At 59.1% G+C, this 22805-nt stretch carries 27 protein-coding genes, 1 tRNA gene and 2 pseudogenes; 9 read left to right on the top strand and 21 right to left on the bottom strand.

Annotated elements, in window-relative coordinates; translation table 11 throughout:
* Positions 1 to 396: 396 nt before the first annotated feature.
* Positions 397 to 1053, bottom strand: coding sequence for an outer membrane protein (locus tag K6K41_RS13675; protein ID WP_261405474.1), 657 nt, complete (start codon positions 1051 to 1053; stop codon positions 397 to 399).
* A gap of 1092 nt (positions 1054 to 2145) precedes the next feature.
* On the opposite strand from K6K41_RS13675, the gene K6K41_RS13670 reads away from it, so the two are divergent.
* Both K6K41_RS13670 and K6K41_RS13665 read left to right on the top strand, forming a co-directional pair.
* Entirely contained in the window at positions 2146 to 2334 is a 189-nt protein-coding gene (locus K6K41_RS13670) for a hypothetical protein (protein WP_261405473.1), read from the top strand.
* 406 nt (positions 2335 to 2740) lie between these two features.
* Positions 2741 to 2965 (top strand): hypothetical protein, encoded by a 225-nt coding sequence (locus K6K41_RS13665; RefSeq protein ID WP_261405472.1) that lies wholly within the window; start codon positions 2741 to 2743, stop codon positions 2963 to 2965.
* A gap of 14 nt (positions 2966 to 2979) precedes the next feature.
* Here the strand turns inward: K6K41_RS13665 and K6K41_RS13660 are convergent, their stop codons facing one another.
* On the bottom strand, positions 2980 to 3180 hold the full coding sequence (locus K6K41_RS13660; RefSeq protein WP_261405471.1) for a hypothetical protein: 201 nt from the start codon (positions 3178 to 3180) through the stop codon (positions 2980 to 2982).
* Positions 3181 to 3364: 184 nt separating this feature from the next.
* Between K6K41_RS13660 and K6K41_RS13655 the strand changes: the two genes are divergently transcribed.
* Positions 3365 to 3595, top strand: coding sequence for a DUF2934 domain-containing protein (locus tag K6K41_RS13655; protein ID WP_261405470.1), 231 nt, complete (start codon positions 3365 to 3367; stop codon positions 3593 to 3595).
* A gap of 3 nt (positions 3596 to 3598) precedes the next feature.
* On the opposite strand, the gene K6K41_RS13650 is transcribed toward K6K41_RS13655, so the two are convergent.
* The 8 genes and pseudogenes from K6K41_RS13650 to K6K41_RS13615 all read right to left on the bottom strand — a co-directional run.
* Positions 3599 to 3748, bottom strand: a complete 150-nt coding sequence (locus K6K41_RS13650) for a hypothetical protein (protein ID WP_261405469.1) — start codon at positions 3746 to 3748, stop codon at positions 3599 to 3601.
* A gap of 69 nt (positions 3749 to 3817) precedes the next feature.
* A complete protein-coding gene (locus K6K41_RS13645) occupies positions 3818 to 4009 on the bottom strand; it encodes a hypothetical protein (RefSeq protein WP_261405468.1) in 192 nt (63 codons plus the stop codon).
* Between the two features lie 1384 nt (positions 4010 to 5393).
* Positions 5394 to 5588: a hypothetical protein gene (locus K6K41_RS13640; protein WP_261405467.1), complete on the bottom strand. Its 195-nt coding sequence runs from the start codon at positions 5586 to 5588 to the stop codon at positions 5394 to 5396.
* Between the two features lie 328 nt (positions 5589 to 5916).
* Positions 5917 to 6039: a hypothetical protein gene (locus K6K41_RS13635; RefSeq protein ID WP_261405466.1), complete on the bottom strand. Its 123-nt coding sequence runs from the start codon at positions 6037 to 6039 to the stop codon at positions 5917 to 5919.
* Positions 6040 to 6072: 33 nt separating this feature from the next.
* Entirely contained in the window at positions 6073 to 6408 is a 336-nt protein-coding gene (locus K6K41_RS13630) for a hypothetical protein (RefSeq protein ID WP_261405465.1), read from the bottom strand.
* A 439-nt stretch (positions 6409 to 6847) separates the two neighbouring features.
* The gene (locus K6K41_RS13625) at positions 6848 to 7081 is read right to left on the bottom strand and encodes a hypothetical protein (RefSeq protein WP_261405464.1); all 234 of its coding nucleotides are present in this window, start codon (positions 7079 to 7081) and stop codon (positions 6848 to 6850) included.
* Positions 7081 to 7425: a peptidoglycan-binding domain-containing protein gene (locus K6K41_RS13620; protein ID WP_261405463.1), complete on the bottom strand. Its 345-nt coding sequence runs from the start codon at positions 7423 to 7425 to the stop codon at positions 7081 to 7083. The genes K6K41_RS13625 and K6K41_RS13620 overlap by 1 nt, the downstream gene beginning before the upstream one ends.
* Positions 7426 to 7464: 39 nt before the next feature.
* Positions 7465 to 7722, bottom strand: a pseudogene (locus K6K41_RS13615) (glycoside hydrolase family protein); the annotation flags it as partial.
* Between the two features lie 645 nt (positions 7723 to 8367).
* On the opposite strand from K6K41_RS13615, the gene K6K41_RS13610 reads away from it, so the two are divergent.
* Complete coding sequence (locus K6K41_RS13610) at positions 8368 to 8580, top strand: hypothetical protein (RefSeq protein ID WP_261405461.1); 213 nt, start codon at positions 8368 to 8370, stop codon at positions 8578 to 8580.
* A 12-nt stretch (positions 8581 to 8592) separates the two neighbouring features.
* Here K6K41_RS13610 and K6K41_RS13605 read toward each other — a convergent pair.
* From K6K41_RS13605 to K6K41_RS29990, 3 genes are all read right to left on the bottom strand, one after another.
* Positions 8593 to 8660, bottom strand: a tRNA-OTHER gene (locus K6K41_RS13605).
* Between the two features lie 144 nt (positions 8661 to 8804).
* Positions 8805 to 9443: a DUF2252 family protein gene (locus K6K41_RS29510; protein WP_346433456.1), complete on the bottom strand. Its 639-nt coding sequence runs from the start codon at positions 9441 to 9443 to the stop codon at positions 8805 to 8807.
* On the bottom strand, positions 9344 to 10012 hold the full coding sequence (locus K6K41_RS29990; RefSeq protein WP_346433448.1) for a DUF2252 family protein: 669 nt from the start codon (positions 10010 to 10012) through the stop codon (positions 9344 to 9346). The genes K6K41_RS29510 and K6K41_RS29990 overlap by 100 nt, the downstream gene beginning before the upstream one ends.
* Before the next feature lie 746 nt (positions 10013 to 10758).
* Between K6K41_RS29990 and K6K41_RS13595 the strand changes: the two genes are divergently transcribed.
* The 4 genes from K6K41_RS13595 (at position 10759) to K6K41_RS13580 (ending at position 12759) form a co-directional block, all read left to right on the top strand.
* Complete coding sequence (locus tag K6K41_RS13595; RefSeq protein WP_261405460.1) at positions 10759 to 11061, top strand: hypothetical protein; 303 nt, start codon at positions 10759 to 10761, stop codon at positions 11059 to 11061.
* 232 nt (positions 11062 to 11293) lie between these two features.
* Positions 11294 to 11503: a hypothetical protein gene (locus tag K6K41_RS13590; protein WP_261405459.1), complete on the top strand. Its 210-nt coding sequence runs from the start codon at positions 11294 to 11296 to the stop codon at positions 11501 to 11503.
* A gap of 81 nt (positions 11504 to 11584) precedes the next feature.
* Positions 11585 to 11881, top strand: a complete 297-nt coding sequence (locus K6K41_RS13585) for a PRC-barrel domain-containing protein (RefSeq protein WP_261405458.1) — start codon at positions 11585 to 11587, stop codon at positions 11879 to 11881.
* 437 nt (positions 11882 to 12318) lie between these two features.
* Positions 12319 to 12759: an FAD-dependent monooxygenase gene (locus K6K41_RS13580; RefSeq protein ID WP_261405457.1), complete on the top strand. Its 441-nt coding sequence runs from the start codon at positions 12319 to 12321 to the stop codon at positions 12757 to 12759.
* A gap of 256 nt (positions 12760 to 13015) precedes the next feature.
* Here K6K41_RS13580 and K6K41_RS13575 read toward each other — a convergent pair whose 3' ends face one another.
* Complete coding sequence (locus K6K41_RS13575; RefSeq protein ID WP_261405456.1) at positions 13016 to 14062, bottom strand: toll/interleukin-1 receptor domain-containing protein; 1047 nt, start codon at positions 14060 to 14062, stop codon at positions 13016 to 13018.
* Here K6K41_RS13575 and K6K41_RS30455 point away from each other — a divergent pair.
* Positions 13962 to 14366 carry a GSU2403 family nucleotidyltransferase fold protein gene (locus K6K41_RS30455; protein ID WP_428978587.1) on the top strand — a complete coding sequence of 135 codons (405 nt, stop codon included), beginning with the start codon at positions 13962 to 13964 and terminating at the stop codon, positions 14364 to 14366. The two genes, K6K41_RS13575 and K6K41_RS30455, sit on opposite strands and share 101 nt — an antisense overlap.
* Before the next feature lie 934 nt (positions 14367 to 15300).
* Here K6K41_RS30455 and K6K41_RS13570 read toward each other — a convergent pair.
* From K6K41_RS13570 to K6K41_RS13540, 7 genes and pseudogenes are all read right to left on the bottom strand, one after another.
* Positions 15301 to 16044, bottom strand: a complete 744-nt coding sequence (locus tag K6K41_RS13570) for a hypothetical protein (protein WP_261405455.1) — start codon at positions 16042 to 16044, stop codon at positions 15301 to 15303.
* Positions 15986 to 18202 carry a hypothetical protein gene (locus K6K41_RS13565; RefSeq protein WP_261405454.1) on the bottom strand — a complete coding sequence of 739 codons (2217 nt, stop codon included), beginning with the start codon at positions 18200 to 18202 and terminating at the stop codon, positions 15986 to 15988. Before K6K41_RS13565 ends, K6K41_RS13570 begins: the two co-directional genes overlap by 59 nt.
* On the bottom strand, positions 18195 to 18860 hold the full coding sequence (locus tag K6K41_RS13560) for an AAA family ATPase (protein ID WP_261405453.1): 666 nt from the start codon (positions 18858 to 18860) through the stop codon (positions 18195 to 18197). Before K6K41_RS13560 ends, K6K41_RS13565 begins: the two co-directional genes overlap by 8 nt.
* Before the next feature lie 326 nt (positions 18861 to 19186).
* Positions 19187 to 20029 carry a Mu transposase C-terminal domain-containing protein gene (locus K6K41_RS13555; protein ID WP_487308374.1) on the bottom strand — a complete coding sequence of 281 codons (843 nt, stop codon included), beginning with the start codon at positions 20027 to 20029 and terminating at the stop codon, positions 19187 to 19189.
* Positions 20030 to 20176: 147 nt separating this feature from the next.
* Positions 20177 to 20511 (bottom strand): annotated as a pseudogene (locus tag K6K41_RS31015) (integrase catalytic domain-containing protein); the annotation flags it as partial.
* Positions 20512 to 21428: 917 nt separating this feature from the next.
* On the bottom strand, positions 21429 to 22208 hold the full coding sequence (locus K6K41_RS13545) for a TnsA endonuclease N-terminal domain-containing protein (RefSeq protein ID WP_261405450.1): 780 nt from the start codon (positions 22206 to 22208) through the stop codon (positions 21429 to 21431).
* On the bottom strand, positions 22205 to 22705 hold the full coding sequence (locus K6K41_RS13540) for a hypothetical protein (RefSeq protein ID WP_261405449.1): 501 nt from the start codon (positions 22703 to 22705) through the stop codon (positions 22205 to 22207). The genes K6K41_RS13545 and K6K41_RS13540 overlap by 4 nt, the downstream gene beginning before the upstream one ends.
* Between the last annotated feature and the right edge of the window lie 100 nt (positions 22706 to 22805).

The raw sequence follows: 22805 nt of genomic DNA, 5'->3' as shown, positions 1-22805 counted from the left end.
AGGCGGCGTCACTAACTGCATTCTGCGTCGATCGAGGTTCTATTGAGTCCCGCTGAAGCCGAACTTGCCGAGGTGAAGCGCGAGCTCGCAGATCTCGATAGGCGCATTGAGAGGCAGCGGAACGCTGTGGAGCGGCTTCATGGCCAGCAGGGTGCCGCCGCAGTGGCCCGGGCGTCTTTGCGGCTCCTTGAACTCAATAGAATGTTTGTCGAGGCGCATATCACATTGCTGATGGATGGTGAGGAGCGGGTCGAGGCCAACTCTAAGGCTTAAAGCGAAAACCGCCCCGCCGACCTCTATGGGCCAGCGGGGCGGGAGCTATCCGCATCGAACTTGCGGGACCAACGAACCAACAACGAGTTCGTTCGAACGGCGGCTAGTCGTTACCAGCCGAACTTATAGGCGACGCCCGCCATCACGCGGGTGCTCGTCGTACTTGCTTCGAACCGGAACGCCGGCCAGGCGGAAGGTGTCCTTGCCGAGATCGGTGTAGCGGTACTCAGCACGAACCACGACGTTGTCGGTCACAGCCGACTCGACGCCGCCGCCGATCGTCCAGCCGACCGCGGTCTTGTTGTCCTTGGCGCCAAGGCGGCCCGCGCGAACCTTCACTTCGCGATCCGCATAGGCGACGCCGCCCGCGGCGTAGAAGAGGACGCGGTCGACAGCGAAGCCGACTCGAGCGCGAGTGGCGCCGGTCCAATCGGTCTGGGTCTTCGCGGTCGCGCCGAACGCGCCGCGCGTGCGGTCGATGTCGGCCCAGTTGAAGTCAGTCTCGATGCCGAGGACGAGCGGCGAGTTGTCGAGCTGAATGTTGTAGCCGGCATAGCCGCCGAGCATCCAACCCTTAGGCTTGGCGCTGAGGCTGCCGCCGGCCGCGCGGAAGTTGGCGTCGCCCCAGGCGTATCCGACCTGAGCGCCGATATAGCCACCGGTCCAGCTGAAGGACGGCACCGCCACGACTGCGGGCGCGGCCTCCATAGGAAGGTCCGCCGCATAGGCAGACGTCGACAGCAGCAGCGCGCCGCCGATGAGAGCAAGTTTCGTCTTCATGATGGGAACTCTAAAAATACCCCGGAGGCGCCGGCGGCTCGCTACGCAACTTCCGGGATGAACGCCGGGCACCCCATTGCCGTCAAGTTGTGGCCGCATGTTTGGCGGCGCTGTGGCCTTTTGGTCTCGCGCATATTCGTAAAACGAACCAGACAGCCGTCGCCGGAACAGACGCGAGCGCTCATGGTTGTGCGGTTAAACGGGAGTGCTTCATGGACCATCAAGACGACCGCCCTTCCACTGAAACGAACGCCACTCCCAGGCCGCCAGCCGGGGAGAACATCAAGAACCTCGTAACCCCGGGGGATGATGCGTCGGAGGAAGCCGAGGCCGCATACGAACAGGGCGCCACTTCCGATGGCGATGACACTATTGAGGGTGACGTGGCTCGCCCGCTAGAGGCAGACGAGGCTCAGTCTCCAACTTGACGCCAACCGATGAAGAGCTTTTTGGGCTGCTAGCCAAAATGGGACCGGTGCGAGGAACCGCCCTAATCGACGCCGCGGATGCGCCCGACGTGCTTTGGAACAAGCTGGCGAAAGGAGCCGGATTGTCCGATGAGCAATCGCACTCGCTGCGCGCCTTCATCCTGCGCTCGAGGCGTCCGGAGGACTAAACGCGTTTAGCCCGCCTAGACACGTGAGCGGATCGAAACCGAGCCTCGGGTTTCTCCATCATGCTGAGAAAGAACAAATAAGTTGAGAACGAATCCGGACGTGTCGTCGAAACTGCTGTCGAGGCGAAGCAGGGCACAGACGCACCGATGGGCATGTCGGTCGTTCTCATCGTTGGAAGAGCGGGAGCGGCTTTGGCGATGGGTTTCGCCTGGGTCTAGTTTTTCTAGGCTCTGGCTTCCTACCCGATTGCTTCTCAGAGCAAGCAATATGACCTCAATGTCAGATGTCGGTAACCTCGGAGGGCCGGAAGCGCCGCTTCCCGGCGGACCTGTAACCAGGCCTCCATCGTCGACGATATTCCAGAGCTAGGTCCCGACATCGTGCCGCGGCCGACGCCGTCTGCGCCTGAGCCGACGCCTCCAAGCCCAGCCAAGCCCGCGCGCGTCTCGCCAGCGAACAAGCTGACGCCTAGGCGATGAAGAATGTCGCGATGCGAGTGAACCGGATGGCGCGCAGCGATGTCCGGACGGCGGTCGCGACCGCGTTCGATCGCTTCCACGCCAAGCCCTCGGCGCTGCCGGCCGCGCTGGCACCGCAGGCTGTCGGGGCGAGATCAATCGCGGCGATGCGACGGTTCTCGATGTCGGCGTGTGGCAGGCGTTGAGCGAGCTAGCTGCAACGACGGTAGCGGGCAGTCCGAGGGGATAAAATTTGGCGCGCCGTCGCCAAGTCCCGTGTCACGCTCCGTCGTCCGTCTCTCGGTCGTGAGTTTCTCGGGCGGGATTGCTCCGGGCGCGGCCTCTTCCGAACTCGACGCGCCTGGCGTGCCTACCGCCAGATCTGCGTGGATCAAGCGGATTGCTCGCTTGGGTAGGAGGCCGAGACAGCGTCTCCAATCTTGTAGGCCCAACCGCCGTCCACTTTGATGATCTCGTAGCGCTCGTTCGACATGCTTTTCTCCCTGTTAAAGGGGCAACGGACGCGTTTGGCCGGAGTTCCCATTCCTTTTGATCGAGGGGTTGCCAAGCGGCGTCCGCGGTCGAGGTCTCCTGCCAACGTCGGAGGCCAACATGCCAAACGATCAGGACCGACCGTCGACGGAGACGGAAGAGACGCCGGCGCCGCCGAAAGGGCAGAACATCAAGGCTTTGGTGACGCCCGGCGACGACGCAGTCGAGGAAGCGCAGGACGAGCAGGAAGCGCCTCCTAAGGGGGCGTCGGAAGACGACGCCGAGGAGCAGCGCGGCGATCTGCCGGAAGATGCTCCAGCCTCTTTTACCGGCTTGGCGGGCTAGGACGATCAGGAAGACTAGCCTGACCGCTCCGAGTGCTCTGCGAGGCACTTTTCAATCTCGGCAATAATGCGCTTGGTGTAGTTGACGGCGTCAGTGACACGGTCCATTTGCTGGCCACGGGAATATTCGTAGGACCGCATGGTCCCGTCCTCGAGCCAGATCAGGCGCTGCCGAAAAATCGCCAGGTCCTCTTTCAGTTTCTCACGAAACTCCACGTCTTCCTCCCTCGGCTACCGATGAGAAGCTCAGGGGAGGGTCGTTCGTTCCGGTGCAGACAGAAGGTGCCGGTGTCGTGAATTCCGGCTTCGACCTGTGAAGACTTAGCTGGAACGAAGGCGTTCAGCGTGTGTTTTGCGGATGATCCGACGCGGTCGGAAATCATTCGAGAGAGCCAGCGCTATGAGCGATCGAGAAGCCCAGATTAAACAGCGTGCCTACGAGCTCTGGATCCAGGCCGGAGAACCGGAAGGAAGCTCTGACCAATTCTGGTATCAGGCCGAGAAAGAAATCGATGGTGATGACCCTGCCGCTTCGGGCAAGGGCGCGGCCCTGACGCCGGCCGAAGAGCTCGAGAAACAGCTGGAAGACACCATTCCGGCGAGCGATCCGCCGTCAGCGCTGCTGCCTTAAGCACTAAAAGAAATAGGCCCAAACAAGCCCCATCCCTAGTGCAGCGCCCACCGTGCTGACAACCAAAACGACCGGCATGCCCTTAGGTGCATCGGTGCCTTGTTTGGCTTCGACTGGGGTCTCGACAATCTGCCCATGCTCGTTTTCGGTCATGCTGATCCCAAAGGGTTCGGAGATCAACACAGCAAGACCGAGATCGATCCAACTTGGGGGTGGATTGCCCTAGCTCACTGCGGGCCGGGGCAATTTCGTCAGACGCTTGATCGCATCACCAACTTCTTTGGCGCGCTTGTGTAGCGCGCCAATATTTTTGTCGCCACTCGTGCGGATGTTGAAGACCTTCGTGGCCAAGTCCTCCTCGGAGGCACCAGGGTCTTCTCTAAGAGCCTTGAGAACCAGATCGTCGATTTGCATTGGGTCCTCCTTTCTTGCGCAGTCGAAAGATTGCGCCTGGTGCGCTTCAGCTAAGTTGCTCGAAAAGCAAGAAATTTAGGAAAATCCAGCCTAGATAACGAGGGTGTTGTCGCTCTGCGCTTGCGCAGTTTTGTCCGCCCCAAGTCCGGTTGTGGGTAGTCGGCCCAAGGGCCTCACCGGCGCGATCTGCGCATGTCGAGATCAGCAACTTTCCCGCCAGACTGACCGTCGCCGTCCCGACTAGGCTCGCGGACGCAGTCCGCAAGGCCGCCGAGGCGCGTGGCCTATCGCCGCCGACTACCTGCGCGGCGCTATCACGGCGCGCTTGATGCTTGACGGAAATCCTTTTCGCGCCATTCCGAAACTAATGCACGTTACGATCCAACGCTGTTTTTTACGTGTGATCTCAGGATCGCATGGCTCGTAGGCCGCAGCGGCCACCAGCGCTCCCGCGCTGGCGCTCACGGCGCCGAAGATGGCTGCTGACTGTACCAACGACCGGCTGCAGGGCCGCGGCTCGTCCATTTGATACGACCTCGCAGGCCTTCGCCAGCGCTCTGGCCTGCCGGTTTCGGAGAAACTCGTTCGCGACGGTCTTGATGATGCGGCCGAGCATGACGGAGCCTCCTTGGTGATCCGGGGCTAAGCGCGCAGTGACTGATTCCGTTCCAAAGGAAGCAGACAAGCGTTCGCCCCGTGGCACTTAGCGGATTGCGATGGAATAGAGGGGCCTTTCAGAGTGAGGTCGACATAGCCGGCAGTTTCGGCGGGCCGCCAGCCATCTGAACCTCCGATCGGAGGCGGCGTTTTATAAACCGCGACCCCACAATTGGAGGGTCTCTTGGAGATGCCTTACCGTGACAGAAATCCCTGATCATTCCGAGATTGAGGCCGCTCGTGAGGCTATCGTGGCGCTGATCGGCGAGGAGTACAGGCTGCATACCTCAGGTAAAATTTGACCCTTACGAGTTTGGAAACGCAGTCGCCCCACTGGTGAACGCGCTAGCGGCGCTGTCGCTGATGGAGAGCAGGACGCCAGGCAGGCATCCCCCGGGGGGGGGGGTCTAGTCGGGCCGACGACTGACGCCCAATGCAGTTAGTATCGCGACCCGCACCCATCCTCAGCGCCTGCACGATCCGGTAGTGCGCGGCGGAACTATCGCGCGTGCATCGAGCTTATAAAACGTCGCAAGCGGGAGAGTGGCGTGGCGGTGTACGGGATTGAGGCGGTCGAACTGTTCGCGGTGATTGCGGGGATGTATGGGGCCGGGTCGCTGCCAGCCTAGCGGTGTTCCGAGCTCGGTAGCACGCAGACGCAAAAAGCGCCCCGTCCCGGCTCCGGCCGGGCGGGGCGTCATTATCGGTGATTAGGGGTGATTACCGCTCACGGGCCGCCGCGAGACATCGCCCGGTATTTTTCCTCGCGCAGATCCTCGACCTGTTTCTCTAGCCGTTGGATGACGTCGCGAACGCCGTAGGTCGACCCGGCCTGCGCCTTCACCTCGTCGACCTGGCGCTGCAGGTTGATGATCTGCGCATTCTGGCTGCGCCAGTGCTCCTCGTGCTCGCCGCGTGGCACGATCGCCTTGCTGTCCTTACGGATGCGCGCCTCGAGGGCTCGTAGATCCGCCGCGCCGGCCGCGATCTTCGCTTCGACGTCCTGGCGATAGACGATCCGGTTGTTCTCATACGTCGCCTTGAAGTCCTTGAACCCCTCGACCGAGAGGGCGTCCTTGGCGTTGGAGCGGATGTCGTCCCGCGCGTCCCGCAGGCCGCGGTCACAGGCAAGTAGGCCAGCGTTCCGATTAGTCCATGAAGGCGATCGTGATCGTGGCCGCGACGCTGATCGCCTGCCACTGAGGCTTCTGGTTGGACCGAAATTCGGCGCCGATGTCGGCGACCGACTTTTAAAGCTGTCGAAACCCGAGGTTCATCGACTGCTCAAGCTGGCCGATGCGCGCGCCTTGGTTGGCGACGCGCTCGTCCAGCTGAGCGTATCGAGCTTCAGGATCGAATGCGCCGTTGCCCATCGTGCTCACCCTGCCTGTTACCGCGATATCCTGTTACTGCGCCGCCTGCTGGACCTTGGCCGCGGACTCGGCGACCGACGCCTGAACCTCAGGCAGCTTCGCAATGATCTTCGTGCGCAGCTTGTCGTCGTCCTGTTTGAGACCCTTCACGGCCTCCGGGTTCTGCTCCTTCACCTTGGCGAGCGCGTCGGCGATGATCCCGCTGTCGACGCCCTTCAGGACGCCGGCACGCCCTGCGCGGACTTCACGGTGACGATCATCGTCAGGACGTTGAGGATCGTCCGGTAGAGGCTGGCGGCGCGCTTGTCCTGCTTGACCGCGTCGACCGCGGCGGCGGCCCTTCAGCGACAGCCAGCCGACGATGATCATGAGGGCGAAACCGAGGATGGACGCGACGCCGGTGACCCGCCTGCGGGCGGAACTCGGCCCACACTTCGTTGAGGAAGGCTTCCATGGCGTCAGTCCTTGGTGACCGACCGGCGCGCCTTGCGCTGGCCTTCGGGCTTCGGAGCAGGGCAGGCGCGATGATCGCGCTGATGATCGGGGTGGCCGCGCCCCAGAGCCGCTGCTCCTTCGCGCTGCAGCCGGCGAGCGCGCATGCGAGCGCGAGCGCCGCGAAAATGCGGGTCATGCCAGATCTCCGATGTCAGGAGGGTGCTCGGCTGCCGGCCGGGCGCGGGACTGCTAAATGCAGGCCTTCAGCGAGTGTTGAGGAAGGCGCTGCGACAGTATAATGGTGCCGCTCGGTGGGGCTTGGAGTACCAGCGTGCCTGAGTGGAAATTCTCTTTGAAGCTTGACCCTGCCGCCTCAGATGAAGCTGAAGCTGTGCCAGCGCATGCGCACATTCGGGGGAAGCGGCGCGAGATCAAAGTTCGGATTGATCTCCCCAATGATCCGACTGAGTCCGCCGACGAAAAGCGCCAACACATTGCGGCTCTGGTCCGAGCGGCGCTTCAAAGCGCGATTGACGAAATCCCATTTCACGACCCCGACGCCATGAAGAACGTCGAACTCAAGACGGACCGCGGTAGGCGCGCGCATCACGCCGCCGCGCCCCAGGTCTTCGAGCCGACGATACCGTCAGGCACGAGGCCGCGGGCCTTCTGGAACGCCATGGTGACAGCCTCGGTCTTTGACCCGAAGTCGCCGTCGGCATAAACCCCGATGATGCGCTGCCACTCGGCGACCACCGGCCCCTTGTCGCCGCGGCGGATCGTGATCCTGTCCGCAGGAACGGTCGGCTGGGCCGAGGCGTCGCCCGCGCCGAGGAGCGGAAGGATTGGAACGCGTCGCCCCTTCGACCAGAGCACGGCGCCGGCATCGCTCGCAGGAAGGACGGTGACCATCGGCTCGGCCGCATAGGTTCCGTCGCGGAACAGCAGCATCTCCTTGGTGCGGCGGCCGACAAGTTCGGGCGGCTTGACCTAGGCCATGAACCGCGCCGCGGCCGTCGCTCGATCTCCGGCGTTGAGCGAGGCCATCAGGCTCGCGCGGCCGATCGAGCCGGTGTTGAAGTGGAACGAGGTCAGCGCGTCGAACTCGTGCTGCGTCACCGGCACCTTCAGCGCCGCCGTGACCCCGGCCTCGTATTTCGCGATGTCCTTCCGGAACAGCGCGATCCACTCTTCCACGGGCCTGTCAGCCGTCACCGTGACGGGGTCAACCCCGCCCGCCGCCTTGGTGTGGCCAACGCCGACGGTCCAGACGCCGACCGAGTCCTTTAGCGCCGCGTGACGATAGCCTCATGGCTCGCGAGCTCGGCGAGCCCGCGGTCGGACACTTTCATCGTGATCTCCGGATATGGAAAAGCCGCCTCGAGGGCGGCGGGGTCACTGCGTCAGGTCGCGGCCCGGGATGGACGTGCCGAGCACCGTCGGATTGATGATCGCGCCGATCAAGCGCGAGCGTCCCGCCCAGCGTCGTCGGCATGGTTTTCCAGCACTTGCCCGTCGCCATCGTCGCGGTCGAAGTCGAGACGTTGCAGATGTACGGCTGCGTGTCCGAGACATTGATGCGCTGCGGGTTCAGGTAAACTGTCCGCCCATGCGAGCGCCACGAAGATCAGCGCCCAAGCGGGAAGCCAAGCCAAAGGCCGACAACAACACCGCATTAGAGATCAGCCCTGCGCAGCGCCGGCAGCGGAAAGCGGATCGTGGTCGCGGGTGATGAGGCAAGCGCTGGGCTCTGCCTGAAGGCAGATCGCGACGATCAGCTCAGCGATGCGCATGGCAGAACCTTCCCAAGAGGACACTGTCTGGATCTCGGCTCGCTTGCGCGGAACTCTCCGCCACGCTTACGTTTTTAGGTGCACGGTAGCGAGCCTAACGATGACTGATCTCGAAGAGGCAATTGCCGACTTGGCCAAGCGGATCGGCCTTCTCGAAGAGGCCAACCGCCAATTCCGTGCTGGTGAGATGTCCTACAAAGACATGGGGCCACCGGAGGTCGATCGGACACCTGAGGCCATCGCTCGCAACCAGGTTGAGATTGACGAGCTTCTGGATGAGATCGGACGCTTGCGCCTCGACGCTGACGACTGACAAGCTTTGCGTTGGAGCTCGTCGGGATCGAACCGGCGTCACCAGCTGGAAGGCTGGAGCTCTGCAATAGAGCTAGAGCCGCGAAACGAAGAGCCGTGGTGCGAACGGGCCCGTAAGCCTCAACACCGCCCGAACCCAAACCCTCGTGATCGTAGGGCCCAGGAATGGTGATGACGATCTAAGTCATACCTGCCTGATCTCCGGCTATCTAGCGCTTGAAACCCCTATTCGCGTCGATCCTCAGGCCGCCTGATCGAGCGGTACCTCCGACAATGCTCGAGGTAGCCCGCTTCATGCCGCCCCGCTAACTCCACCACTGCGCTCCAAAGCCAAAGCGGCGCGTCGAGATCGGGGCGTCGATGGTCGAGGAGCGTCTTACCAAGCGCGACGCACCTTCTCGTCCATCTGCTGCGCGTGCGCACGGCCGACGACCCATGCAAGATACGAGCGGCCTTCAGCGCTTCGCTGCGCGAGAATTGCTCCACCTCAAGCTTTAGATCCTGCGGCATCAGTTCTCGGATGAAGACCGACCGACCGCCGACCCTAGTGGCAATCATTCGATCGCCGAGATGCGGCGAGAGAGCCTTCGCCCCAGCCACGACGCGTTCGGCGTGGTCATCAGGCATCTCGGCGAGATGCCTGGTCGGCGAAATTGGCGCGACTGCCTCCTTCACGTCGATCAAAGCGAACCGCTCTCGCTTTGGGCCAGCCTTCACCGCAATTATTGCGGCGTAACGCAGGTTGCCAAGAGAACTGCAGCCCTTCATCCAGTAGGCCGCGTCAACCAACCTGGTTTTGAAGTCGTTGCCCGAAAGCGAAAGGACGGTCTTGGCGACTTCCGGCCGTTCGAGCGCTTCGGACAGATCGCGAGCCTCAGCGGGTTCGAGATCCCAGAATTTCGGCCCGCGCGGGATTTTTGGATCCTTGTTCTTGAACCGCTCGCGCGAGCGAGGTCATTCCATTTCCGCCCGAGCGCTTTTCGTCGAACCGTTTTGACGACTCCAGGCTCCGCTCCAGCAGCCTCGATGTCAGCCGATGGATCATTCATCGCCGACTCATAACCTTCGATGATCTCGCCGATCATCTCAGCGGTAATGACCCCCGGAAGATCCGATCCGCGATTGGCGCTTGCAAGCGAAAGGGCTAGACGAATGAGGTCGAACGCCGGGTTGCCTATCACCGCCTGGTCGTGGTCGCGGATCTGAACTTCGACACCTCCGCCGCCATCGGACAGCGGCCCAAGATTGCCAAGGTGACAGTCTCCGCAGATCCAAACCGCGGGCCCGACAGGAATCCTTTTCGCTACGGCGGAGCCGGCGAGCCATTCGTAGAATCTGTCGGTATTGCCGCGCACATAGGCATGAGCTGAGCGCGCCATCTTGTAGACACGCGCAGCCTCGAGCAGGCGCTCTCGTTCGGAGTATCTGGGCATCAACGCAGCACCGCATGGATCACGCAACTGTGAGCCTTAAGCGCTTGGTCGACTAAAAACGTTCCGGCTGCTTGTTATTCACCAGCCTCAGCCTCTGAGCGTGACGCCCCGAGGCCCGGAGCTGTCTACGCTGCTCGCGCAACGCTTTCCAACCCTGACGCATCGGTAGCATCAAATCCGGCGAGTTGTGACACCTTTCGAGATCAGGCAGGCGCAAGAAAATGTTGCACTTGCTTAGGTTTATGGAAAGTCCCTCAAGTGCATGGTGCATGTGGCGGTAAACTGTCCGACAAACCCCCCGGTTTTGCTGCACCATTCGGAGAATGACCTCCTGGAAACGATGCTGAACGCATCGGCCCAGAGGGTGCGGCGCTCCTCCTCGGCGAGCTTCTCGCAGGACCACGCCGAGGGGCTTCTGTCGGAACTGCGTTCAGCGCAATACCGCCTCACGCGGGCGGGATGGGCAGCGCTGGGAGCTATCGAAAAGCCCGTCTCCACCCGGATTCGTTTTTGGGCGCCGGGCAAAGAAGTCGTTTGGGGAGTCATCTGCGCTATCTTAGGCGCGGCGATCACATATGCGCTTGGGATCGAATAGTTCCCAACTCGCGCCCGCGGCAGGCGATCGCCGCTACCTCTGACGAAGCTATTCGGATTTCCCGCCCCTCAGCCGCGGAGCACCAGCCCGATGCGAATGCGTCGGGCTTTTTTGTTGTGCGTGAGATCGCGCCTCGCTTACGATCCACAGCATGACGACGGTAAAAGACTGCCTCGCAACTTTCGCCACCTCTGCTTTGCTGGGTTCTTCGGAAGCGCGCAGCGTGGCCAAGGCCGCCGTCGATCGTTATCTTGAGATGCATACTCACTCGCCGCTTGGGCAGACGGCCGCCTTGTACGAGATGCTTGAGGCCTTCGAAGAACTGAAGATTGAAAGCGCCGTAGCGCTTCAGATCGAGCTTGATCTGGAAGCGAGGATCGCCGCGATTGGCCGCGCAATGATTTTGGGCGACGCACCCACGGCAAAGGCCGAAGAAATGCCGGAACCGGCCTGACAGCTTCCATCAAAAGACGCTGCGCCCTCGCGCGGTTGGCGGTATTGAGTGGCTCAAGCCCCGCTCGACTCGGGAACTTTGACCGTGATCCATTCTCGATATCAGGAGAGCGAGATGATCACGACCGACGAACCTCGGCAGGATCAGGCACTGCGTCCCAAACGGTGAGGCTTTCCGAGATCGCCTGCTTTTGCGGTTTGAGCAGTCGCCGAAAGACCTGCGCCCGGACGACATGATCGTCATCGACTTCTCAGATGAGAGGGAGCTCACGCTTCACGTGCGGTCGAGCCAGGAAGGAAAGGTTGAAGTCGACGCTGACGTCAGCCTTCACGGGCGGTGGATCTTCGATCTGACGAAGGTCGACGATCTCAGCTGGACGGTCTGCCTTCAGCCTCAGCACAACGAGCTCCTCGCCGTTATGCCTGCTCCAATGAGACGCTAAGGAGCGCCGGCGCGTCTGCTCTGGAACAGACAGAGCCCCGCGTGGGTTTGCTTAAGACAAGCCACGCATGGGAGCGAAGCTATGGATCACAGCAAGCACGTCCGACTTTCCCCTCAGGAACTCATCCCGTCGACGCTCGAGGGCGCGACGATCTACGGTCCCGAGGACGAGAAGATTGGCTCCGTCGCTCACGTCCACGGCACCGGAACTGACTCCCAGGTCGTGATTGACGTAGGCGGCTTTTTGGGAATCGGCGCGAAACCCGTGGCGGTTCCAGTCGCTGACCTTGACTTCATGCGCGACGAAAGCGGCCACGTTCACGCAGTCACGACGTGGACCAAGGACCAGCTGAAGGCTATGCCTGAGCACCACCACTAAATACTTTGTCACTCATCGCTTGGGCGGGAGCAAATCTTCCGCCCAAGCGAGCAGGGGTTCCCTCGCGAAAGTGACAGCTCGACCTAGTGGCGAGTGCCGGTTTTCATCGCCTCGAGCCGGGCAGTTCACTCCGCCAATTGAATTTCAGCAAGGCTGAGCTTCCGCTCTACGTTTTGGGCGCTGGCACCTATCGCGTTAGCGACAGCGAGCAGATTCTTTAAACGAACCACGCGCATGTGCCGTCTTGCGACGTCGTGGCGAGCGGCTTCGAGAGCAGTGATTTTTTCCATCATAAGTCTGGAAGCGCTGCCGCAGCCGAAGGTTCCCGAAAACTCGGGGACTAAGCGGTCTGCGCTACCCGAGCTTACCGCCAGAGGTCATTCATTCGCGAGCGCTTCGCCGATGCAGGATGGGAAGCGTCGCGCGTCCTCGATGGCATGGAGAACGCCGACGACTTTTACTTCGAGGTGCTTCGGCAGGTTCGAATGGATCGATGGTCGGCTGGCCGCGTCGTTCTGGCGGGTGACGCCGCGTGGTGCGCGACGCCGATCTCCGGCATCGGCACGACGCTTGCCATCGTCGGAGCCTACGTGTTGGCCGGCGAGCTATCCAAGTCGACCGATCCTAGCGAGGGGTTCGCCGCCTACGAGCGGATCATGAGACCGTTCGTAGAGGAGGGCCAAAGCGTGCCCAAGATAATGCCGCGACTTCTGAACCCTCACAGCCGGATAGGCGTCGCGATGCTGCGAGGCGCGTTGCGCGTCATCGATCAGCCTGTCGTGAAAGGCGCCGCAATGAAGCTGTTCGTCAGAGATTCGCAGAAGCTTGAATTGCCCGAATATGGCTCCCCGACTGGGAAAACCTCCAGCACACCGTAGCCGGCAGAGCCCTTACGCAGACTGCTCGAGCAACGATACGCGACGCGGTGCTCGAGCGGTCCGTGGCGCGACTGAAAAGGGGGCGCCGGCCATAGACTGCTGAAGCGTGGTCAATGAAGGATGAAGAGCGCGGACGGTCTGGCTCTTTCAACGCGCTTGCAAGTCGAATGGATACAGAAGTTCGACGCGCGACCCTAACCCCGCCTACTGAAAGATGGCCTTCCGAACGTCCGCTACGGGTCAGGCGCGGCGCTCTCTACCGCGTCCGCAACGGTCCGATGAGCATGTCCCAATAGAGTTCGGCACCGCCCTCATATGTTAGCTTCTGCTCGCGACCTGAACCTGTCATGGCCATGCCCATCGACTTCAGGAACATGCCCTGCTCGTCGGCCTCCACGCGTAGGTTCTCGTTGAAGCCGTTTCCAATCATGCTGTCCGTCGATGAGTAGGAAATCCCACGGCCCATGGAGCCGTCCATGAAGACCGCGCAGCGCGCAACCGCATTGCCGTCCTCGTAGATGACTGCGGTGAAGCGGTTGGCGTCGACGCGCCGGAAGTTGGTCTCGATACCGCCATTGCGCTTCTCCAGCTCCGCAAGCGACCCCTCGAAGAACCGACCGATGTAGTCAAAAGCCTCGTCGAGGAAGCGGTCGCGGTCGACGTCGGTGAAATTCTTGCGAAGCCTAAGGTTGCTAGACCGTAGTCCCGCGTTGGACGGAGCCGTGTCCGCCCCAGCTTTGAGGACATCTGGCTTCGAGGTGCTTGCCACCGGGACGCTCAGCGTTTGACGGATCTTTTGGACAACGTCGAGGAAGGCCTCGTCGAGGTCGGGCCAACTCCTGATTGGCTTTCCATCAGTCGGTGCCGCGAGCAGCTTCTTGAAGGCGGTCTGCTTCCAGTCGCACGCGCGCAGTATCACGGGGATGACGCGCGCCTCGCCACGCTTGTGGCGCTCAAGCGCCCGGACCATCTCGACGTCGTGGCAGTAGTCGGACGCGATGAAATCGGGAGAAACCAGCAAGAGGATTACATCGGCGCGCTCGAGTTCTGATCGGACTCCCTTGTCGAAGTCATCCCCGACCGACAGCCGCCGATCGTGCCAGGCATCGATCAACCCTTGCCGCTTCATCGCAGAAAGCGCGACCTCGAGCCGGTCGCGAAGCTCCTCATCCTTATGAGAGTAAGAGAAGAATACGGTCGCCATGGCTCCTCCGGTCAGAAGGAAGATGGGTGACGAGAGGGATTCGATCCAGACGACCGACGCTTTCGCCGAAGACTCCTGTGGAACCAGCGTACCGATCAATGGGCCTGAGCCGACACGGTTCGTCCTCCATAAGCTCATGGTTGCCCAGATTCGGCGACACGCAGACGCCCGCAGCGCGGCGAGGTTACGAAAGAACGTCCAGCAAGCTGGCGCCCTGATCGAAGCGCTGGCTCGCCAGTGGCCGGGCAGCCTGAGAGACGCATGGGAGAAGCTGGCCTCGTGCGGAGCCTCCTGGCGCGAGAAAGCGCCAAAAGCCTCGTCCAGCTTCCGCCAAGGCCAAGCGCGCGAGCGGCGCGGGAACAGGATTAAGGCGCCCGTCCCGCCAAGCCCGCCTTGGGACTGACTAATTCTGAAACAAGACTCGTTTAATATGGATCTACAGACTCGCGTATTCTGATTAAATCTATCATAATCAATATTTTAAGTGCGGTAAATCTCGGTTATTTTGAAAATAGCCTGAATTGCTTTGGCTCGGGTACCTGCTTTAAATCTGGCGGGACAAGGGTCTCGCGTGGCCAAAAGGTCTTCGGCCACGGGGTGAGGGCACATACGAAAAGGAGCCGGCCGAGAGCTGGTACGACCGCTATCTTGATTGAGTCGGCCATCGTCACCCGCTTATCGCCGGCCGCCGAGTATACCGGCACCGGGACCTCTCGCCTTACTGCTCGCTCCCCTTAACCGGTCTGATTCGGACGGAGGAGACGCGGACGAGCGATGAACTCCCTAGGGCTCACTGCTCATTCTGGGAGTTCAATCCAGAGCACCATCGGGTCTTCAATATGTATCCGGACGTTCCGACCGCCAGGCCGATGAACGCGTGGGATATCCCTGTCTTGCTTCTCCACACGCCCACGGCTTGGTCGATGCTCAGAACCCAAATTCCGACGTCCGCCACTTCCTAATCGAGGGCCATTTGCGGATGCGATACCTCAGCGCCCTGGTTCATCGCAGCGACGCAGCCCCGTCACACGGGGTTTCCGTCCTGCAGTACGGTTCGATCAAAAGTCCTCAAAATTGAACAAAAATTCGGGCCTTAGACTCGGCTTTGCGAAATAGCGTCATCTAGACTCAATAATTGAGGAACTGGACTCGATTATTCTGGGCGCCGAGTGCCTGATAATTCAATGAGTTAGATGATCAGACAGACTCGCTTATTTTGGAATTCGACACTGAGCGGGTGTCATGCGTCAGAAATAATGAGTCTAACGCAGATAAAATGAGTCAACTTGAATAAGCGCAAGCATCGAGCTAGCCCCTATTGATTACTCATTTTCCACTTAATTTGAAGCAAATTTTAACGAACCGCGTGGCCACTCAACGCCCGCAATTTTATTGTAGGCTTTGACCGATCCTAACGAAATATCAATCCCGAGCTCTGACTTCACCCAGCGCTGAATCGTAGTTTTCGAAATGGACCGATCGCCGCTTAATATGGCGGCGGCAGATTGGCGCGAAAACGATTTATATGCTTCCCACTGATCAGCACTAAATTTCTGCTGACCCTTATATTTTTCCGGTCTGCCGGTCTTTCGCGCAATTTTCCTGCCCGTCATTTCAGGCCAAAGGACTCCACATTCCTTATTGTATTTACTAACTGCGTTCTCGGATATGGTTACCCCAAATTCTGAGAGTACCCAGTCCTTAACAGTGTTACGCGTCAGGCCCCGCTCTCCATTTCTGATACGAGTAGCCACGTCGTTACTGAACTGCGCGTACCTTTTGAGCTGCAATCCATCTAATGACCTCGGCCCTTCATTAACAGACGGCCATTTGACCCCAGATCTCCGTAGATAGGTCGAGATATTCGTCACGCTATATTCAATTGAAAACTCATCTATGATAAATTGTCTTACATCAAACAGACTAAAGCGCTCACCCGCTTTATTGCGAGCAATAAATTCCTGCGCTTTTGAAATAAGATCCGCTCTCTGTTTGGATGACAGAATATATTGATTTCTCTGTTTACGTATAAGATGCCTTTCGATTCCACGCCTGCGGATAGAAGAGAAAGTATAAGACACAAGAGGTTCCGTGATCTTTTATGATGTCAGAAAGTTTGAAGCCAGAAATAATCTTTATTAACATTATCAAGGATTTTTGTTTCGATTTTTGCACCGTGCTAATGCGTGTCTTGATGTTATTAATTTCGAGCCCGATCGGAATTCTAAGATATTGTAGCAGAAAGACAGTACGATCTTCCGAATGTTGATTGAAGCGAACAAATTGTTCTTTGCCGGAAGCCAAAAGTCGTTTGACGTCATCAAGACGATAGACGTTAGGGCGGCCGCTTCCAATGACCTCGACGTTCGCCTCGCGTAGCCACGCAATCACGAATTTGACCGGCACGCCCCACTCGCTCGCTAAGGCTACTGGCGTCGTGAAGCTGCTCCTGAACCGATCCAGTTCAGCTTGATCGACCGTGGACACGCGGCTGTTTTTGGGACAGGGAGCTGTCCGGATGACCTGTAGTCTTCCGAGTTCGGCAGCTTTGCGTGCCCGCAGCCCAACATGGGCGAGCATCACGGTCAACGCGGTGCCGGATTTTGCCGTCGGGACAGGTAGGTGTGAAGCAAGGCTGCGTCGGCATAGGGACCACCGAACCGTCAAAGCCGTTACGTCTTCGCGCACCCCAACAAGCGGCACTTGCCCCGTTTGAATGAGATCTATGACCCGACGCCAGGCGGCGTCACCAGTCCCGAGATGCCGGATTGCCTCCTTGAGCCTGACCGGTTCCGAGTCTCGGGGCTCCTCGAGCTTCGCCTCGATCGACCGAACCCATTGCCTGAGATCCGCTTCGTCTAGCCTTCCTGGGCCAAGGATTTCCTCCACGAGCGAGGGAGAGCGCTTGATGACCTTTTTTTGGATCAAGCCATCCAGGATTACATTGGGCATTCCGTACTTTTTCTTTAGAACCGTCTGAAGTGTAGAGTTCTCCAAATCGATAATTAGTTCTCTGACCTTATCACGCCGGTAGGCTAGCGATTTTGCGCCGCGACCGACTTTAAGGGTGCGAAGCGATCGCATTTTCTCAGCGTGGAATTGCTTTGTGGTGACGCTCGCAATGACTTCGTCATAGCTCATGACCTGATCGCACCACTTCAATAGAACCGTCGATGATGTAGTTTTGTCGAAAGGAGAATAGGATTTTTGATAGTGATCTTTGATGCGTGCGCTAAATACGTCTGAAATAGCTTGACCCACGACGCTGGGGTCGATCAGGTCATATAGATCTCCTAGTTCGTTCCGAATGGGCGAGTTGCTCTTGCTGCCTCCTCCAATATTCCGAGTTTCAGTCAAAATATCGGAGAAGTATTCTCTCATATCAAATAATACTTGTGAGCCATATCCAAGAATCTCAGCCGACTCGGCTCTGGATGATCCTTTACCCATACTCCGTCGCATGCTTGGCGCCTTCGGATCGAGCAGGCGACGAGTAGCAAGACCGATGAGTATGGCCGATTGGAGTAGCTCCCCGCCGGTGAGCGAACGAAGATCGCTAGGGAGTTGGGCGACGGTCTCTGCTCGTAAGGAAGGGAAGGGGGAAAGCGCGTTTGCCAGCTTAGAGAGATACATCGGCGGTTTCACGTCACCGCCGCTTTCCACGTGCTTCCGGAGATCGAAACGGCAAGCATGGCAGTGGCAAACGGAGGTACCGAGCCAAGTGAGCTCCTTGCTGCATAGCGGGCATCGATCGATGAGTCGCTCGTTCGATTCAGGGCAAAAGCCCAGCTGAACCAGATCCCACGCCATTCGGTGATAGGGAGCGATCCTGAGAGAAGCTGGAGAGACTGCCCGTCGTTTCGTTGAGACATACGATTGCCCGATAGGGCCGCCACTGAACATCGCATGCTGAAGGCCGAGCTTCGATCCTCCGAAGCCATACATTCGGCGCGTTACCTCGTCCTCCGGAAAGCCACAGACTTCAGCGATCCTGGAAGTGTGACCGCCAAGCCAAGGAGCTCTGTGGACTTCAGCCCTCGTCATTCCGAGTTTCGGACACAAAGCCACCAGGTAGGAGTGGCCAGTGCGACCGACGATGCGCGTCAAAATGCTAAGCAAGGTTTCGTCGTAATATGGCGTGACGCGGTTTTGTACGGTGCGTTCGCCGATGACGAAATCGAAACCTCTCTGAAGTGCATCGCCAGGCACCGGAACTCGTGGAGACGCCGTATCAGTCAAAGGACGTCTCCCAGTCCTTCGTCCAAACGAGTTCTACAGCCGGAGGTTTTGGCGTCAGAAACGGGTTCACGACTTTGGCATCAGAAAACTTCCACATTTCATCAAAACAATGGGCGAATAATTCACGCGATAACGTTGGCTGATCGCCAAGTCTCATAGCAGCTTCTGAAGTGATGTGTATCAGACGAGCAGTCGCACCAGGGTAGCCGCGTGCAGCCGCATGAATTCGGCTCGCCATATCTTCTTCATGCAAATGTGATTTCTGGAAGCCGCCCAGTCTCTGAAGCTCACTGTCGAACGTCATCAGATACGATCGATAAAGCTTCCAGTCGCTCGGATCATCATGTCTCGTGGCGTAGGGTTTCATCTCCAGCGCAGGTACGTTGCGGCCAATAAGATGGCCGTTACGGATAAAGATGCGGCGAGCCCTGGTCGTGCCGACAAGTATGATGCCGCAGGAGCGGCTAATCTCGTTCATTAGCTCCTGAATCCAATCAGCGACCGCGTGAGCAACTTTTCCCTGGTCTTTGGCAACCAGCCGCTGCACCTCATCAATGATCAGAAGCTTCGTTTTTCGCTCACGCACGGCCTCAATTACGCGCCTTTGCTTAAATGCAGCGGTTCCTCGTTCGGGATCGATATCTCCGAGAGCCGACAAAAGCTTGGCGCCAAGGGACGGTGTTCGCATTACTTGGCATTTCGCAATATATCACAGGGCTACAGTCGGTCTCACCAAGCCTGACTGGAGGGAAATCGGCCAGAAACTCTTGGATAACAGTGGTCTTTCCGGCTCTGGTCGGAGCCGTGAGTGCGCCGCCTGCGCTGTCGCCGGTGCCCGACGCTGTATCTTTGAAGAGGTGAAGGCGCTGAATGAGCTCCAGCGTTCGGTCATTCCGGATACGAATCCCCTTGATCGCATTGATGCGTTCGGCAAAGCGATCGCTAAGTGCGCGGAACTCCGGATGCACGATCTGTTCTGCAACTTTAAGCATCAGCGTTACCCCATGAACTTGTAGGAAATGACTCGAGCTGTTCATCCTCTTCGCGGTTTGGCGGAGGTGACGGCGGCGCGTAATTCGCGCTCGTCGGGAAAGGCTCGAGGTTGTATTCATCCCGCTTCCGCCTGCTTTTTCTCGGAAGCTTAGGGTCCTTGGCGGCACCTTCTGCGGGCGGCGGCGGCGTCTCGATCATGTCGGCCGCGGTCACGGCTCGGATCGAGCTCACGGGCTCTTCTGCAGCGCCAGAATGAGGGACAACAATGATCGGCAGCGAACTGGGCGCGGGCCTCTGTGATCCGATACCGCGAAGTCGCGCGTGGAATGATTTGGCCATCCCTGTGCGGATCGATTCGTGGACCTCCATCATGAGTTCGTAGCGGACGCTCATGAGTTCAGAGAGAGATCGCGGATCGCGCTCTCGTCGACGAGCCTCCTCCTGAATGATCTTGTGCTGCCAAAGAGATAGGCCCTTGGCGTAGTCCCCTTCGGCTTCCATGGGACGGTACTGTCCAGAAGCATCGAGGACGTAGATCTTCGATATGTCCGTGGGGTCAAATCGGAACGTGACGGGCGCACGCGACTTGCGCGACAAATCAAGAATTGCACTGACTGTCGTCGGATTTCGGTAAAAAAGGTTTTTGTACCGCAATCCCGCTCTTGAAACGGTGCCGGTCGCATAACGCGACAACACGACCTGAAGATCCTGGATATGCTCGGGGAGCTCGATGTGGACCTTTTCGGTGCCCTCAATCCAGCGTTGCTCTGGAGTGCGGCGGGTCGTGCTATTGCGAGACTTGCAGTAATCTTGCGTAAGCCACTTGAGGAACATATATTCGAACGTGTCGAAAGACATTGACATATTCTTCTTCGGATCGATTTCCTTGTCGCGCAGCGTCTTGGCGCTGCCGTAAGTCGTTCCCGGCAAACGGTGTAGGAACGTTGTGTTTAGCGTGCCGAAGAAGCGCTCGATAATTCCCTTGTAATGCGGCGTGCGCACGGGCGAGGTCTCGAGCTCAATGCCGAGTTCAGCGCAAGCCTGAGGCAACGATAGGCCAATGACTTCTTTGGCGTTGTCGGCGACCAGTACAGAGGAAGGCCAGCCGCACGCCAATCTGAGTTCAAGCCGCTAAACTTCTTGAATACTGCGTACTTCGGCGTAATGGCCTGCCGGAGACACATCATGACCGAGTAAACGCTCGGGGGTTCAAAGCCAATGTAATAACCTAGTGGGTAGCGAGAGTAAGCATCGATTGCAAATGTGAGCCACGGCCGTCCACCGCAGGGCAGTTCGGTGCCGTCTTCGAAGAACATCCAGTCATCGATCTTCGTGTGATCGATGATGATCGTTTCGAGCGGGCGAGTTGCTTCCGGAGCGGACTGAAGCGGCTTAAGCTCGCGATCGGCCGCTCGCTTGCCCCAGCGGATTCTCAACGTCTTGTAGTACGAGTGCTCGGTGATCCTTCGGTAGATCGTGGCAGGTGAAGGGGCCGCGATAGTTGTCTCGCCGAAGAGCTCTTTTCGCTTGTTAATTTCGCCGATGACCGCTGCGACGACCGCCCCAGCTGGCAGCATTTGACGAGACATGTAGACGTGCTTGATGGCGTCCTGAATTATTGACTCAGCTTCCTCTCCAACACCCTTTTTGCGGCCCTTCCTCTCGTCGAACGATCGCATGGTGCGGAGCTCTCGGCGCCCCTTCACTCCGCGCTCACGCAGCCAGCGCGTCACAGATCTCCAGTCAGGTTTGGTCTCGTGATCGTTCGCTACCGCGACCATCTCGATGAAGGGCGTCATGGCGCTCTCGGTCTTTGGGACCGGTCGAGAATCATAGGCCAAGCAATAGGCGTGGCGCCATTTTGCCTTGGTGATTTTCAGCTCGGGGAGAAGCTCGAGCGACGAGCCTGCTTCTTCGCGGAATTTCGGAGGCAGGACGCTCCAGTCGCGAACCGAAAGGCGGCCGGATATATAGAGTTCAACAAACTCCTTCTCGGTCATGCTCCGGCGTCTAGCGTTCTCCTCATCGTCAAATGCAAGTCGACCATCCTCAAATAGACGAACGAAGATGAAGTTTCGCCCATCGATGACAACGACACCGTCTTTGCGTAGCCGCAGGTTCAGGCTCACCTGCTGCGGCTGAGCAATTTGGGCAGAGGCTACCATTTCATTCATCGCGTAATACACTCGTTAGTCAAAGCCGAAGTGATGCGGTCGCTTGTTCAACCAAGAAGTCATGCATGGCGGACCGTCTTGGCTGCTACGAGATTGTGAAGATTGGCCGCGTAGTCCTTGCGGAGCTCGATCGCGCTATCCGGCCCAAGGGGGATATTCAGGTCAATTCGAACGACCCGCCTAAGCATGAGCGCCATTAAGGAACGCTGCCCATGGAGCGGGCTCCCGAAGGCGGCGGCGCAAGCACCCAGCGTCGATCTTGGTCGCGACACCAGATGGTCGATGATGATGGTGAGTTGGTCGTCTGATGGGAGCAGACGCCGTGATTCTTCGACGACTTGCGCGTTCTCGTGCCAGACCTTTTGCATTTTGAAGCGTAAGTCGGTTACGAAAACGAGATCCCGATCGATGCTGCGGTAAATAGAGCGTGCCAGTCGATAGCGGTCGCGATCTTCGGGCCGCATCTTGAAGATGTCGGATCGGTATTTTACCTCGACAAAGACCGTGCGGTTCTCCGTCTGGACAATAAAGTCTGGGGTGTAGTGAGTGCGCTGGCCGCGGAACAAGAAACGCAGACGATGCGGTTGCTCCATGTAGTTGATGACTGTGTCATCAACCTCGAGCCAGCGGATCGTTCGCCGTTCAAGCCGGGATTCCCATGCGATGCTTCGGCGACACTTTACGCTTGGGTAAAGTCCTACCGGCCGGTTCCGCCGGCCGTTGAAAATGGTCCTGACGGGGCCACGATCGTCAGCGACTTCCATGATGCCTTCCGAGCGCGCGAGGATCTCCTCGAGCGCGGGCGGGCCGTATGGATCGAGATCCGAGCGCGCCTTCATCGGACCGGCGCACCATTTTCGGCGATGATCTCGAACAGCTGAGACATATGCCGCCCGGTGGCGGTCCATCGGTCGCGCCACTCGACGGCGGAGTCGACCGGCGCGCTGGAGAGCCCATGAAGCTTCACGAAGGTCTCAAGAAGTGACCTTGATTTCCTCGGCGCGTAAGTCTCGCCACACAGGATATCCGCCAGGCGAAGCCACATCATCCGCTGCCGCAGATCCGCGAGATCGCCCCCCTCGATCGGGTGAAAAGCAATGACGTGAGGGACCGTCAGGTGTGGGAGTGCGAGCTGCCCGGAGGCTTCGCGATCACACAGCACCCAAGGCATGACGAGAGCGCGCGTGTCTTCCGCGGTCCGCACCTCGCACACGACGTGCAGCTGGAAGCACCGGCGATCCGAAATCCGCGCTGCAGCGTCGAAGTGCTCAACCGTCAGCTCGGTGAGCTTGGCGTCAGGCAGTAACTCGGTACGATTCTGTGTAGCCGCCATCATGGCGCAGTTCTCCTCGCGCGGACAATGGGTTTGGCCGCGTTGTCGGGTCGGCAGTTCGATGAAGCTCGCCGGGGAAAAAGCTAAGCTCTAGGATGTGGGA

It is taken from the genome of Chenggangzhangella methanolivorans (assembly GCF_019797865.1).
GTDB classification, from domain to species: Bacteria; Pseudomonadota; Alphaproteobacteria; order Rhizobiales; family Methylopilaceae; genus Methylopila; species Methylopila methanolivorans.
This window is presented reverse-complemented; position numbering and strand designations above follow the sequence as displayed.